The organism is Celeribacter baekdonensis B30 (genome assembly GCF_000299875.1).
GTDB classification, from domain to species: Bacteria; Pseudomonadota; Alphaproteobacteria; order Rhodobacterales; family Rhodobacteraceae; genus Celeribacter; species Celeribacter baekdonensis_A.
The window spans coordinates 235721-249572 of the sequence record NZ_AMRK01000001.1; the positions used below are offsets into that span (position 1 = coordinate 235721).

Below are 13852 nucleotides of genomic sequence, written 5' to 3' on the forward strand. Positions count from 1 at the left end.
GTGACAAAGAGGCAGATGATGAAAGCGATTTTAGCTGGGGTATTTTGGATCTTGGCGGCGGGGTCGGCCATGGCGCAGGGCGATTGGGACTATGGGTCGTGGCGGGTGTCTACATTCGCCGAAAACGTGGGAACGGCAGGGATCGTCGAGGATGTCTACCACTATTGTATCGCCAGCAGTGGCGGCGATGGCGACGCGCGCATTTCGATTGAGTTCATGAGCCATGATGCCGGCCCGCCGACGGTGTATCCTTCCGTGGTGATCGAAGAATACGCCCCACGCGGCTATGACACGCAAATGCAGGACGGCATGACCGGCTACATCATCTTCGACAGCTATGAAACCGCCGCCGCGACGCCTGTCACAAGCTATGATCCTGACGGCTATAAACGCGCGCGGGTGAGTTATGATCAACCCTACAGCCAGTGGATGCTACAAAAGATGCAGGCCAACGGGCGGCTGGATTTGGTGGTTCAGGGGCGACCTGTTGCGGCGTTTCAACTCAACGGGTTTTCGGCAGCCTACCTGAAGGCGGCAGATGTTTGCGGGTTCTCCGGCGTCGGCGTGATCCCGTGATTATCGGTCGCGCGGCGTCCAATCTTCGTCCGTATCGGCCTGTTTGTCACCACGGCGCCTGAGTTTCATCGCCAGCCCAAGCGCGATACCCACACCAATAGCAAGGGTGAGATCGGTGAGCACCGTGAGCAAAAGTGTGATCACCAAAAGCACCTGATCCGAACGAGCCGCGCGTAGATAGCTGCCCCAACGATGCGGCTCAGACATGTTCCACGCGGTCAAAAGCAGCAAACCGGACAGGGCGGGCATGGCAAGAAAGCCTGCCAGCGGGGCCACCAGCATCAAAATCGCGAGAATGGTCAGCGCATGAATGATCCCGGCTACCGGCGTTTTACCCCCCGCGCGCACATTGGTCGCGGTGCGGGCAATGGCCCCTGTCGCAGGTAAACCGCCAAACAGGGAGGAGCCCAGATTGGCCACGCCCTGCGCGAGAAGCTCCGCATTGGACCGGTGTTTGCCAGAAATCATGCGATCCGCAACCATGGCGGACAAAAGCGATTCAACACCTGCCAAAAAGGCGATGATCACCGCCGAGGACAAAAGTTCGCGGATGCGATCAAAGCTGAGATCCGGCAACTGAGGCATCGGCAGACTGCGTGGCAAATCGCCAAACCGCGTTTGAATCGTCGCGACAGGCAGATCGAAGATCGCAACAACGGCAGAGGTGATCGCCACCGCCACGATCAACCCCGGCAATCGCGGCGCAGCGCGGCGGAACAAAACGATCAACACCATCGTGGCCAATCCGATGGCAAAGGCCGCCGGGGTCATGGCGGGCAAAGCGCGCCAGATCGCGGGGATTTTTTCGATGAAATCGGCAGGCATCGCGCCGCTGAGACCCAAAAGATCGGGGATTTGGCTCGTGGCGATGATCACGGCGATGCCGATGGTAAAGCCGTTGATCACCGCTTCGGGCACGTGGCGCACCAGACCGCCCGCATGGAACGCCCCCGCAACCAAAAGGATAATTCCGGCCATGAAGGTCGCGGTGACCAATCCATCATACCCATACGTCGCCACCACCCCGGCAACCACCACGATAAACGCCCCGGTCGGCCCGCCGATCTGAACACGACTACCGCCCAGCGCGGAAATCAAAAACCCCGCGATGATGGCGGTGACGATACCCTCCGCAGGCCCCGCACCTGAGGCGATAGCAATGGCGATGGACAGAGGCAGTGCCACCAAAGCCACGGTGATGCCAGCAAAGACATCGGCTCTAAACTGATCTTTTGTATAGGTTTTGAGAGTGGTGAAAAGTTTCGGGGTCATGGCTCAAACAACCTCAACCCCGGCGGTTTTCATCCCGTCGATTGCGGTTTTCTTTGATCCCTCCATGTCAATCGCGCGACATAAATCCGCACGAACAGCGACTTTAAACCCAAGGCGCGCGGCATCGACGGCGGAGAAATTCACACAGAAATCAAACGCCAGACCGACCAGCGTGAGCGTATCTATTCCACGGGTTTTGAGATAGCCCTCAAGCCCGGTCGGGGTCACATGATCGTTTTCGAAAAAGGCGGAATAGCTGTCAATCGCGGGATTGTACCCCTTGCGAATGATCAGGTCGCCATCAAGTCGCAGCCCCGGATGAAAGGCGGCACCGCCCGTACCCTGAATACAGTGATCCGGCCAGAGCACTTGGGTGCCATAAGGCATCTCGGTGGTGCTAAAGGGCGCTGCCGCATGGGTGCTGGCAAAGGACGAATGCCCGGCGGGATGCCAGTCTTGCGTCAGGACCACGGCAGCGAACTCATCCATCAAAGCATTGACGCCGGGTACGATCTCGTCGCCGCCGGTCACAGCCAGCGCACCACCGGGGCAAAAGTCGTTTTGGATGTCGATGACGATCAAGGCTTCGTTGGCTGGACGCATGGGAGGTCTCCTTTGGCATAGGCCTAGCGCGCGCTGACCGGGCTTGGCAAGCGTCATGGCGATGTGAATCGGGGTCGGTTTTGCCCAAGTGACCGAGGGATTCGTAAATTAGGATCTTTTGGGCTGGATGAGAGACTGATTTCTAGGTGGCAGACGCAATTCTTGCCCCGCGCGCTCAAATGTAATCCGCGACATCCCCGGCTTGGTTTACGCCACGGCGGATAAGGTATCTTTGTCAGAGAGTACCACGTCGGCGAACACCACAGTGCCTTCATAGTCGCGCCGATCGCACCGGAGCCGAGAAACCTTTGGACGCGCTGGCGGACGGGGCCGTAGCGGGATATGTATAAATGATGCGCGCTTTTACCGCTGTGCAAGGTCTTGCCTGCGCCCACAGGCGGGAGTATCGAGCATATTATGTTTACAGTTTGCGCTCTCTATCACTTCGCCCGCTTCGATGACCCCTCCGCTTTGCGGGGGCCGCTTTTGGAGCTATGCCTCTCGGACGGCATCACCGGGTCGCTTTTGCTGGCCCGCGAAGGCATCAATGGCACAGTGGCCGGGCCCACGCCCGCCGCGATTGACCGTTTGGTGGCGCATATCCGCGCCCTGCCCGGCTGTGCCGATTTTGAGTACAAACTCTCGACAGCGGCGGCGCAGCCATTTGGCCGGATGAAGGTCCGGTTGAAAAAAGAGATCGTGACCATGGGGCAACCGGATGTCGATCCGCGCGCGCGGGTTGGGCACTATTGCAACCCGAAAGAGTGGAACGAACTGATCTCAGCCGATGATGTGGCAGTGATCGACACGCGCAATGATTACGAATTTGGGATTGGCACGTTCAAGAACGCGATTGATCCGCAGACCAAGAGCTTTCGCGACTTTCCGCAATGGTGGGAAGAGAACAAAGACCGGTTTCACAACAAACGCATCGCGATGTTTTGCACCGGTGGCATTCGCTGTGAGAAATCGACCAATTTCCTGTTAGGTCAGGGGATTGAGGAGGTCTATCACCTCAAGGGCGGGATTTTGAAATATCTCGAAGAGATGCCCAAAGAGGAAAGCCTTTGGGAGGGCGAATGTTTCGTCTTCGATGGTCGCGTGTCGATTGGACATGGGTTGACCGAGGGACCACATGAGCTTTGCCACGCCTGTCGCCGTCCGATTTTACCCGAAGACAAAGCGCGGCCAGAGTATGAAGAGGGTGTGTCCTGTCATCAATGTGTCGATGAAACGGATGAGGCGCGCAAAGAACGGTTCCGCGAAAGGCAGCACCAAATTGCTTTGGCGAAAGCGCGCGGCGAGCGGCATTTTTCGCGTCAAGCGTGAGTGGCACAGTACGCGTTCATCTGAGCATCATCCGATGAACACGGATGGCGCGGTCGACATCCTCATACCATGTCAGCTTGCCATCCTCTAAAATCGCCGCCGCATTGCAAAGCGATGCGATGAGACCCAGAGAATGGGACACCATCACAGCGCCGGAATTTTTCAAACGATCCCGGATCACCGCCTCACTTTTACGGCGAAAAGACGCATCCCCAACAGAGGTCACTTCGTCGATCAAATAGTGATCGAAATGGATACCCATAGAGGCGCCAAAGGCCAAACGCGCCCGCATACCGGAAGAGTAGCTACGGATCGGTTGATAAAAATGGGCACCGAGTTCGGAGAAGTCTTCTACAAAATCAATAAGTTGCTTTGTATCGACTCCATAAACCCGTGCAATGAACCGCACATTTTGCGCGCCCGTCAGATCGGCATGAAAAGACCCCGCAAAACCGACAGGCCAAGATACCGTTCCGTCAATGTCAATCTGACCGCTGTGAGGCAGGATCGCACCGGCGATCATCCGCAAAAGGGTCGATTTCCCCGCCCCATTGCGCCCTAAAAGCGCGACACAGCGATCTTGGGGGAATTCGACCGTCAGATTGTCGGCCACGACTTTTCTGGCATACCCCAAGGGAAAAGACATCGAGACGTTTTTCAAACGGATCATGTTTAGCGTCGATCTTTTATGGAATAAAAAATCATCGCCCCAAGCGACCAAACCCCGACAAGCAAAAGCGTGGTGAGTGCAAAGATCAGGATGCGCCTTGGATGGGTTGGAGTTTCGGCCAGTGTCGGCGGACTATAGACCACAAGGTATCGACTTTTCCGATCCGCTTCCGTCACAGCCGCATCGTAATTGGCACGGGCCGCAAGGTATCGTGCTTCGGCAAATTCCCGGTCCACCACAAGACCTTCATATTCCGAAACAATCTCCGAATAGGGCGGTCCGCTGCCTTCTACTCCCGCGCCAAGAGAGCTGCGCTCATCCTCAATGCGATTGCGGATGATGCTGATACGCCGATCCGACTGTTCAATCCGAGGGTCCGTGTCGCGCGTTGTCGATTGGCGGATGAGGTCATTGGTGATGATTTCCTCGGCCAATTGCGCATTCAGCGAGTTCAAAAGCCCCATTTGGCCCTGGATTGCCGCTTGCGGATCAATCATCTGATTTTCGACACGAAAGGCCGTCAGCCGGGTGCGTGCACTTCGCAGCTGTTCCGTGGTCACATCAAGGGTTTCGCGGGCAAAACGAATGCTGTCTTCACGGGCGATATTGGACAATTCGTTGATTTTCTGAGAGGACAATTCGAGCACGGCGCGGGCGATATTGAGGCTATCCTCGGCACGGAAACTGCGGATTTCGGCCTCAATCAAACCGGCATTGCCATCAAAGGACACGAGCGTCATCTTGGACCAATAGTCCGCGAGATCCTCGATGGTTGCACCATCATGAAGGCTGAAAACAGGGTCGCGATTGGGCAGAGAATAGATTTCCTTGAGATCCAGTCTCTGATCAATCAAAGAGACAATTTCATGACCTCGCATATATTCATACAGGATATCGCTGTCGCGCGCCCCATTGGAGGACGATCCAATAAGCGAGCCAACAAGGTCAGACACCGGAAGCGACGTCTCCGCGCGCACCGAAAAGCCGACAGTTGTGGAATATTGATCAGACGCGAACACTGCAAGGTAGATGGCGGTCAGAACGGACGGCACAATAACAAAGGCCCCAAAGGTGGCGGCGAGGATATAGTGGCGCGGTCGTAAAAAAGCAGGCTCCGCTTTTGGTAAAGTCTCTACAAGAACGATGGATTCCTTGATATTTGGCTCAGGCGCCGTGTTAGCCTCCGCTGCGGCATTCGCCTGATTTGCTCGCCGTCTGCGCCTTGCTCGTGCCGCCAAATTCACGTGTATTCTCCTTTGAAAGGCTTGCTATACTGCTGTCCCGAAGATAGCTGTGAAGCATGCTTAACCTAGCCAATGCATGGCTTTAAGACCAGCCTGTAAACTTAGTTCGCTACAAAGTAGAGTAAGAATGAGCCAGCTCCCTCCCGAAAGGCTTGCCAGTGGCATCGTGCCACCACAGCGACCCAAAGGGCGAAAGTACAAATTTGGGCGGAGCGTCATCGCCCTTATTCTCAGGGAGGTTGAGACCCGCTATTCGCGTGCGCTGGGTGGGTATCTTTGGGCGTTCTTCGAACCTGTCGCCGGGATTACATTCCTCAGTTTTATCTTTTCGCTGATTGCACACAAACCTGCCTTGGGGTCGAGTTTTCCTCTGTATTATGCATCAGGTTTTTTACCATTTGGCATGTTCATGGCAATTTCAAATGATCTGTCACGCGCGGTACGATTTTCCAAACCGCTGCTGCAATACCCCGCGATTGCGTTTATCGACGCCCTGATCGCGCGGTTGGTGTTGAACCTTGTCACGCAGGGCTTGGTGATGACCTTGGTGTTCATTCTGATCGTGAACATGTTCGATCTTTCGCTGATCGTGAACTGGTCACGGATTTTCTTAGGGGTCGCGATGCTGATCGCCTTAAGCGTGGCGATTGGCGTATTGAATTGCTACATTATCTTGGTCGTGCCTTTGTGGGAACAGATTTGGTCCATCTTGACACGACCTTTGCTGATCATTTCAGGCGTTTTGTTCTTACCGGAAAGTTTTTCTCAACCCACACTTGGCGTTTTGATGCTCAATCCCATTTGTCACTTCGTCGGCGTTTTGAGGTCAGGAATTTATTCAACATATGATGCTTCGGCGTCGTCCCCGTTATACGTTTTTGCCTTGGCTCTTTTTATCGGAACCATCGGCATGATATTGCTCAGCCGCAATTACAAAGCCTTGTTGCTCAAGTGACGAGAGAGCAAACAGAGCGCAGCCAAGTGAGCGGGCAGACAAAAAAAGACCTAGGAGCGAACCGAGTATGAGTGCCACAAGTAGGGCAAAAAATGCCCTAAGATTTTTATTGGCGACCCCAAAAGAACGCCGCTACGCCCGTAAAATCAAAGCCAGCGGGCAGTTTGACAGGGATTTTTACCGCGGCATGGTACCTGGGCTACATTGGCTCTATAAACAAAACCCGGAACGTCACTATGTGATCTTTGGCGAAGCTTTGGATATCCAGCCAAGCGGATCTTTTTCTCCAAGAGCCTATCTCAGACATAACCCCGACGTTGCCGCAGCCGGAATGCGACCGCTGGAACATTATGTCACCCTTGGCATACAAGAAGGGCGCGTGACGCGCGACCTTCCGGGGTTTGATCTTGTAGACGGCGTGGCATTTCCAATTCTACGCGCAGATCCAACACGCAAAAAGGCTCGGTTCGCCATCGTGGTGCATGTCTTTTACGCCGAGCTTTGGGGGGAAATCGCCGCACGGATCAAAGCGCAATCCTTCGAATACGACCTGTATGTCTCTTATATAAAATCCAAGTCCCACAAAACGGACATCAAAGACTTGGTTCTCGGGGATTTCCCAAAGGCCAAAGTCTATGCGATGCCAAACCACGGGCGCGACATCTATCCGTTTTTGCATTTTGTGGCGGCTGGTTTTCTGGATGGCTATGAGGCCGTGTGCAAACTGCACACCAAGAAAAGCCCCCATCGCACAGATGGCGACGTCTGGCGCCAAGCCTTGATCCAAGGCATTTTGGGAGATCCCGACGCCACGATGACAAGGCTTGAAACCTTTTTGACCGCCTGGGACGCCGGGTTTTGGGTGGCCGATGGGCAGCATTACAGCGGCACCGAATGGTGGGGCTCGAATGTGGACACGACCCGCCAACTCCTTGATCGGATCGAAGTGCCTTTGGATGTCTCCTCCCTCGATTTCCCGGCCGGGTCGATGTATTGGCTCAAACCAACGATCCTTGCGATGCTGAAATCCATGCAGCTCACGCAGGATCATTTCCAAATTGAAGATCAACAGCTTGACGGAACGACGGCGCATGCAGTGGAGCGCGCTCTTGGCTATATCTGCAAGGCCGCAGGATTGAAAACCTATCAGACGACCGAGATCGACAGCCTGACACCGAAAGCCAAACCCAAGGCTCCTCAATACGTTACAGCATTTTACCTGCCACAGTTTCACCCAATTGCGGAAAATGACAGATGGTGGGGCAAAGGCTATACCGAATGGACCAGTGTCGTGGCCGCCGAGCCGAATTTTTCCGGCCATGCCCATCCGGTTCTTCCTGCAGATCTTGGGTTTTATGACCTGCGTGTGCCTGAGACGCTAGCGGAACAGGCCAAGATGGCCAAAGCCGCAGGCATCGACGCCTTTTGCGCCTATTATTACTGGTTTGACGGGCAACGGCTTTTGGAAAAGCCGATTGATTTAATGTTGGACCGGCCTGACGTCGAGTTCCCATTTTACCTGTGTTGGGCGAACGAAAGTTGGCGGCGCAATTGGGATGGGTTGAGCGGTGAAATCCTCATGCCACAGACCTATTTTCCGGGGTTTGCCAGTGATCTGGCCCGCGACGTTGCGCGTTACATGCGCGATCCGCGCTACCAACGCCCAGACGGCATACGCCCGCGATTTGTGATTTACCGCCCCGAAGACATGCCCGATCCAGCCGCAGCCGTAGAGCAGATGCGGCAGGTTTGGCGTGACGAAGGCATTGGCGAAGTCGAACTTGGGGCGGTGCTGTTTCACGTAGATGGCGACAGCCCGGTCAAAGACAATCTGTTCGATTTCTGGGTCGAAATGCCGCCGCATGGTCTGGTCAAAAGCAATGCCTATCTGTTTGGCGGCCCCGATGGCAACAAGATGCAAACCTCTGTCATGCAGGGATTTAGCGGGCTGATCTACGACTACGCAAAGGCCGCAGCCTATGCGACCTCATCGACTTACACCAAGCGCCTGCCGAAGACGACGATTGCGGGCATTATGCCGTCTTGGGACAACACCGCCCGGCGTGGAGATAAGGCACATATCGCCTATGGTGCCAATGTGGGCACGTTCAGACGTTGGTTGCACAGCCTGCTCGAAAAGCGGATTGCGGGGTCGTACCGCGAGGAGCTTTGGATCAATGCGTGGAATGAATGGGCGGAGAAAGCGGTGCTTGAACCCACAAAACAAAATGGCGACGCCTATTTGAAGGTTCTGGCCGAGTTTTGCGGCGATAAAACCCAAAAAGAGACGTAAGCCATGCCCAAACTCGTGATCCATATGGGCACACATAAGACGGCCACAACCCACATTCAGGATACACTTTACAAAAACCGCAGGCTGCTTCGCGCACACGGTTTGGTCTATCCAACGCTGGGTCATGAACGCGGGCATCACGGCCTCGCCTCGGGCTGGATTCCGTTGGGTCCGCGTTATTCTTACAAAAACCCCGAACGTCGGCTGCAAACGCTGAACCGGGGGATTTTGCGGCGGATGAAAGCCAGCGACACTGTTTTTATCAGCTCCGAAGAGTTTTCGCGTTGGAACCCGCGCCATGTCGAGATGGCGCAATTGCGCGGCTTGGTTTCGGATTTTGATGAGATCAAAGTGATCTGTGCATTGCGCACGCAAAGCGGATTTATTCAATCGGTGTATCAACAGGTCTCCGACGACCGCAATCCCGGCAACATTGACGCCTATGTTGAAACCGTGGTCGAGCGCGATTTGGTCGAAGGCTTGTTTACAAATTACCATCGGCTTGTGCGCCATATTTCCGATGGCTTTGACCTCAACGAGATCCGTTTGATCAACTATGAACGCGCCTCTGCACAGGAGGGAGGGATTGTCGGCGCCGTGCTGCAAGAAGCCGGCGTCCAGATCGACCCCGAGGCTCTGCAACCCTTTGACGCGCGGCGGCATTCAAATGTATCGCCTGAACCTTTGGCAACATTTGCGGCCAATTTCGTTGCCCACACCCACAAAGCTCCGCAATGGCTTGTGCGGGCTGCGGGAAAAACGGTCATTGAGACATTTGGAGCAGAGACACGCACCACGTTGTTTTCCAAGGCTCAGATTGACACTTTGATTGAGACATATGAACCGAAGAACCGCGCGCTCGAACGATTGATTGCCGCAACCCAACCCAAGTTTCGCATGACCCCGATTGACGCGCCTTTGCAAGGGCGCGCGACGCGCGACCAGATCGACGCAGAGTTTTTTCAGGCCCTGTCCCGCAAGATGATTAAGATAAAACAAGAGGCGCGTGGATAATGGCCAAGGTCGTTTTGCATATCGGCCCGCATAAAACCGGCACGAGCTATATTCAGCGTCGGTTGTTTGCCAACCGGGCTCGTCTCGAACAGGCGGGCCTGTATTACCCCGACATCGGCCCCAATCCGGCCCATCACATTTTAACCGCCAAATGGATTCCGAACCCGGATTTTGACCTCTCTTTGAAAAGCCACGGCGGCATAGACGCGCTTTGGACGAAAATCATCGACACATATGCGCCGAAGGACGGGACGCTTATCCTGTCTGGCGAACCTTTCACGCGGCTTGAACCCGCGCGGGTCGATTTCAAAGAATTGGCGGGGCTTTTGAGCCCGTTCGAGGAGGTTCGCATCGTGTATTACGCGCGCGACCCGATCGCATTGACTCAGTCGATTTGGCAGGAAGTGGCCAAAAGCGGACGTTTTCCCGCGATACAGGGCTTTGTTCAGCGGGCCATTGCGACGGGCTTGGCCTCTGGCGTCCCTGTCGATCACAATCTGGTTTTGGACACTCTGGAAGAGGGTTTTTGCCCCGATCAGATCACCATTTTTGACTATGAGACGGTCAAAGCCCAGCCCGGCGGCATTTTGCAGGCTTTGTTGAATGTGACGGGGTCAGATTTGATGGCAGAGGGCACTTTGAAAGAGACCAAACAGGCCAACACCTCACCTGATCCTTTGGCACAGTTGCTTGCGACAGAATTAACCGCCCCTGCCCGGCCACCACATGCCATCTATGACGCTGCGCGCCGGGCTTTGCTCGATCGGTTTGACAAAGCCCCAACGACGATTTTCACACCCGCGCAGATTGCCACATTGAAGGCGAGTTTTGTCGAAAAAAATCAAAGGTTTGAGAAAAGGGTCCAACAGCACAGCCCAGCGTTTTCAATGTCGCCCAATCGCATTGATCCGCAAACCCATGTGACCCCAAGACAGGTCGGCCCCGGCGTGACCGCCGCCATCGCGCGTCAGATTTACCAGCTTGAACGAATCTCATAACCGCTTTGGCGAACAGGGTATGTGAGAGTTGATTCAATTCTGAAACTCTTGCCGTTTTTATGCCCGATTTGAAAAAGGCCGCCTTAAGCACTTCGCCCGCATTCTGCCCTTGGTGGTAGACGGAGGTGGGCATGGGGTCCCTGTCAATTTTAGAAACGCTCTGGGCTGACGACGCATTTTTCCTTTCACAGGTGACAACGGGCCTGTTGAATGCCAATGGCACGTTCGTGTTTTACGACACAGCCTCGGGCACAAAAGCCTCGACACAGATCATTGGCGGAACCGATCTCAGTTTTTCAACAGAGGCCATAAGTTCAGAAGGCTTTGCCTCGATTTCGATTGAAGGCTCCGATTTTATCATCCCAAAGGCGGAGCTTTTGGCACTTGCTCAGCTCGGTGAGGGCGGTTCACATTGTGTCCAGCTGAACCAATCCACCAGCCACTCAAATCGTGCGGAGATTGCCACGATCGAGATCAACGGCGTGACCCATGTGCTCGCAGCGCTCTCCGAAGGCACTGGCCTCTCTGTCTTTTCAATCAACGCCTCTGCTGTCGCAGGCGACGCACAAACCCTTTACGATGACGACACGACCCATCTGAGTGACATCAGCGCGCTCTGCACCATGACAGTCAATGGCACAGCCTATGTTTTGGCAGCCTCTGCCACCGAACATGGTCTGACTTTGCTTGAGATCGGCGCAGGCGGGGCGCTTACGGAGGTGGACAGCTACAGTGCGAATGAAGGCCTGCCGGTGACAACGCCCACGGGTCTTCGGAGCCTGGACTATGGCGGGAAAACGCTGGTGTTTATGACCGCGGCTGACAGCGGATCTATCACCGTCCTGGAAGTGACAGATACGGGGCAATTGGCGGCCATTGACCAGGTCATCGACACACTGGGCACGCGCTTTGACGGGGCGTCCGCGCTTGATGTCATAGACTATAATGGCACCGCCTATTTGGCTGTTGCTGGCAATGACGGCGGTCTGTCGCTCTTTAAGGTTTTGCCAGACGGGACCCTGGTCCTTTGGAGCAGCGTCATCGACACCTTTGACACGGCCCTTTTGAACGTGTCTTCACTGACTTTTGTCACCACGAACAACGGCTTGGAATTGATCGCCACATCCACCGGCGACACCGGCCTGACCCGGATCGCGGTCGATGTTTCCAATCAAGGCGCGGTTTTGTCGGCGAGCACAGGCACCGCAGATGACGACATCATCATCGCCACAGACACCGGCAGTACCCTATCGGGAAACGGCGGCGCAGATATTCTTGTCGATGGCGCGGGAAGCGATACGATGACCGGGGGAAACGGCGCCGATATTTTTCAGTTTCGGCCCGATGGGGTTACGGATTACGTCACCGATTTCAATTACGCATCCGATACCATTGATCTGTCCCATTTCCCTTTGTCAGGCTCGGCAAACAGTGTCGAAATTGAAATGACAACGACCGGCTTTGTGCTGACATTCGGTGGTGAGCGTATTGTCGTGACCACCTATGACGGGATGCCTGTCCCACTCGCCGCATTTGTGGATACGATTTTGTTTAACGCCGATCACGTCATCATCGGAGAACGGATCGACAATTCTGCCGCGGCGACAATCGAGGGGACAGACGGCAACGACATCATTTCGGGCACCTCCTCCAACGACATTTTGCTTGGCCTTGGGGGCGCGGATGTTTTTGTGGCCTCCAGCGGCGGAGACACCATCAACGGTGGCGATGGCATCGACACGGTTGACTACAGCTTGTCCGCAATCGCGGCCAATATTGATTTGCAATTCAGCGCGCTCAACTCAGGAGCTGCGGCGTCTGACACTCTGGTGTCGATCGAAAATGTGATCGGGACACAGTATGATGACGTGATCAAGGGGGACACCGAGAACAACACACTCTCAGGCTTCGATGGCAATGACAGGCTTGTGGGCCAGGATGGTGATGACATTTTGGTCGGCGGACTGGGCACGGATATTCTGGATGGCGGCGGTGGCTTTGATACGGCCAGCTACAGCGAGTTCGTCACCGACCTGACGCTGAGCCTTTTGAATCCAGACGACAATGTCGGATTGGGCGCTGAAGGGGACAGCTATATTGGCATTGAGAACCTGATCAGCGGGGATGGCAACGACATTGTTTATGGCGATGATGGCGACAATCACCTCTATACACGGCTTGGTCATGACTATGTCGAAGCAGGGGGTGGGGATGACATCGTTATCGCGAGCCATGGCAATGACACTGTCTATGGTGGGGCCGGGAATGACATTATAAACGGCGGCAACGGGAAGGACCGATTGGTCGGCGACAGCGGCAATGATCGTCTTGTTGGTGAGGACGGGGATGACACGCTCCTGAATTTAGAAGGTGTGGGGTGGTTGATTGCCGGGAATGGCGATGACTTTTTGCTGGATGGGTCAGGGAACAGTGTTTTGGCCGGGAACGCAGGACATGACCGCATGAATGGAGGCGGGGGCAATGATCGTATGCTCGGCGATGCGGGCGATGACATCATGTCTGGCGGCAACGGTATTGATCGGATGACGGGCGGCTCAGGGAACGACAGTCTCACCGGGGGAAACGGCGCGGATATTTTTGTGTTCCGTGACGGCAGTGAAATGGACACGATTACGGACTTCGAGATCGGAATTGACCGTCTCTTCATCGACGCCGTTCTGACCGATGGAAATTACGATGCCAACCATACCATCGCGACCTATTGTACGCTCAGCGGCACCGATGCGATTTTCGACTTTGGCGGGGGAGATATCATTGTTTTGAACAATATCAACGATTTGTCATCTTTGGCGGACTCCATTCTCATCACATAAAATCGCGTTAAAATTCATAAATAATGTCTTAATTCAGTTCGTTTTTTATGAAATAACCAAGTGA

The 13852-nt window shown here is 54.8% G+C and carries 11 protein-coding genes; 7 read left to right on the plus strand and 4 right to left on the minus strand.

Features of this window, described 5'->3' with window-relative positions; genetic code table 11:
• Positions 1–18: 18 nt before the first annotated feature.
• Positions 19–576, plus strand: coding sequence for a hypothetical protein (locus B30_RS21225; protein WP_009570146.1), 558 nt, complete (start codon positions 19–21; stop codon positions 574–576).
• Here the strand turns inward: B30_RS21225 and B30_RS01205 are convergent, their stop codons facing one another.
• Both B30_RS01205 and pncA read right to left on the minus strand, forming a co-directional pair.
• Positions 577–1848 carry a SulP family inorganic anion transporter gene (locus B30_RS01205; protein ID WP_009570147.1) on the minus strand — a complete coding sequence of 424 codons (1272 nt, stop codon included), beginning with the start codon at positions 1846–1848 and terminating at the stop codon, positions 577–579. It abuts the gene before it with no gap.
• Positions 1849–1851: 3 nt separating this feature from the next.
• Entirely contained in the window at positions 1852–2451 is a 600-nt protein-coding gene (pncA, locus tag B30_RS01210; protein WP_009570148.1) for a bifunctional nicotinamidase/pyrazinamidase, read from the minus strand.
• A gap of 417 nt (positions 2452–2868) precedes the next feature.
• Here pncA and trhO point away from each other — a divergent pair, with 417 nt between their 5' ends.
• The gene (gene trhO, locus B30_RS01215; protein ID WP_009570149.1) at positions 2869–3780 is read left to right on the plus strand and encodes an oxygen-dependent tRNA uridine(34) hydroxylase TrhO; all 912 of its coding nucleotides are present in this window, start codon (positions 2869–2871) and stop codon (positions 3778–3780) included.
• Between the two features lie 16 nt (positions 3781–3796).
• Here the strand turns inward: trhO and B30_RS01220 are convergent, their stop codons facing one another.
• Together B30_RS01220 and B30_RS01225 are read right to left on the minus strand one after the other, a co-directional pair.
• Entirely contained in the window at positions 3797–4450 is a 654-nt protein-coding gene (locus B30_RS01220; protein WP_009570150.1) for an ABC transporter ATP-binding protein, read from the minus strand.
• A gap of 2 nt (positions 4451–4452) precedes the next feature.
• On the minus strand, positions 4453–5502 hold the full coding sequence (locus B30_RS01225) for a sugar transporter (RefSeq protein ID WP_152002579.1): 1050 nt from the start codon (positions 5500–5502) through the stop codon (positions 4453–4455).
• Between the two features lie 319 nt (positions 5503–5821).
• Between B30_RS01225 and B30_RS01230 the strand changes: the two genes are divergently transcribed.
• The 5 genes from B30_RS01230 to B30_RS01250 all read left to right on the plus strand — a co-directional run bounded on the left by B30_RS01230 (position 5822) and on the right by B30_RS01250 (position 13788).
• Positions 5822–6649, plus strand: a complete 828-nt coding sequence (locus B30_RS01230; protein ID WP_009570152.1) for an ABC transporter permease — start codon at positions 5822–5824, stop codon at positions 6647–6649.
• 67 nt (positions 6650–6716) lie between these two features.
• Positions 6717–8942 (plus strand): glycoside hydrolase family 99-like domain-containing protein, encoded by a 2226-nt coding sequence (locus tag B30_RS01235; RefSeq protein WP_040401725.1) that lies wholly within the window; start codon positions 6717–6719, stop codon positions 8940–8942.
• 3 nt (positions 8943–8945) lie between these two features.
• Entirely contained in the window at positions 8946–9956 is a 1011-nt protein-coding gene (locus B30_RS01240; protein WP_009570154.1) for a hypothetical protein, read from the plus strand.
• The gene (locus tag B30_RS01245) at positions 9956–10954 is read left to right on the plus strand and encodes a hypothetical protein (protein ID WP_009570155.1); all 999 of its coding nucleotides are present in this window, start codon (positions 9956–9958) and stop codon (positions 10952–10954) included. The genes B30_RS01240 and B30_RS01245 overlap by 1 nt, the downstream gene beginning before the upstream one ends.
• A gap of 131 nt (positions 10955–11085) precedes the next feature.
• Positions 11086–13788 (plus strand): calcium-binding protein, encoded by a 2703-nt coding sequence (locus B30_RS01250; RefSeq protein ID WP_009570156.1) that lies wholly within the window; start codon positions 11086–11088, stop codon positions 13786–13788.
• The last annotated feature ends 64 nt before the right edge of the window (positions 13789–13852 follow it).

Bases quoted from the DNA above. Each gene is read 5' to 3' on its own strand.
- B30_RS01240 (WP_009570154.1), top strand. From the start codon at position 8,946: ATGCCCAAACTCGTGATCCATATGGGCACACATAAGACGGCCACAACC.
- B30_RS01220 (WP_009570150.1), bottom strand. From the start codon at position 4,450: ATGATCCGTTTGAAAAACGTCTCGATGTCTTTTCCCTTGGGGTATGCC.
- B30_RS21225 (WP_009570146.1), top strand. From the start codon at position 19: ATGAAAGCGATTTTAGCTGGGGTATTTTGGATCTTGGCGGCGGGGTCG.
- B30_RS01245 (WP_009570155.1), top strand. From the start codon at position 9,956: ATGGCCAAGGTCGTTTTGCATATCGGCCCGCATAAAACCGGCACGAGC.
- trhO (WP_009570149.1), top strand. From the start codon at position 2,869: ATGTTTACAGTTTGCGCTCTCTATCACTTCGCCCGCTTCGATGACCCC.
- B30_RS01230 (WP_009570152.1), top strand. From the start codon at position 5,822: ATGAGCCAGCTCCCTCCCGAAAGGCTTGCCAGTGGCATCGTGCCACCA.
- B30_RS01205 (WP_009570147.1), bottom strand. From the start codon at position 1,848: ATGACCCCGAAACTTTTCACCACTCTCAAAACCTATACAAAAGATCAG.
- B30_RS01235 (WP_040401725.1), top strand. From the start codon at position 6,717: ATGAGTGCCACAAGTAGGGCAAAAAATGCCCTAAGATTTTTATTGGCG.
- pncA (WP_009570148.1), bottom strand. From the start codon at position 2,451: ATGCGTCCAGCCAACGAAGCCTTGATCGTCATCGACATCCAAAACGAC.
- B30_RS01250 (WP_009570156.1), top strand. From the start codon at position 11,086: ATGGGGTCCCTGTCAATTTTAGAAACGCTCTGGGCTGACGACGCATTT.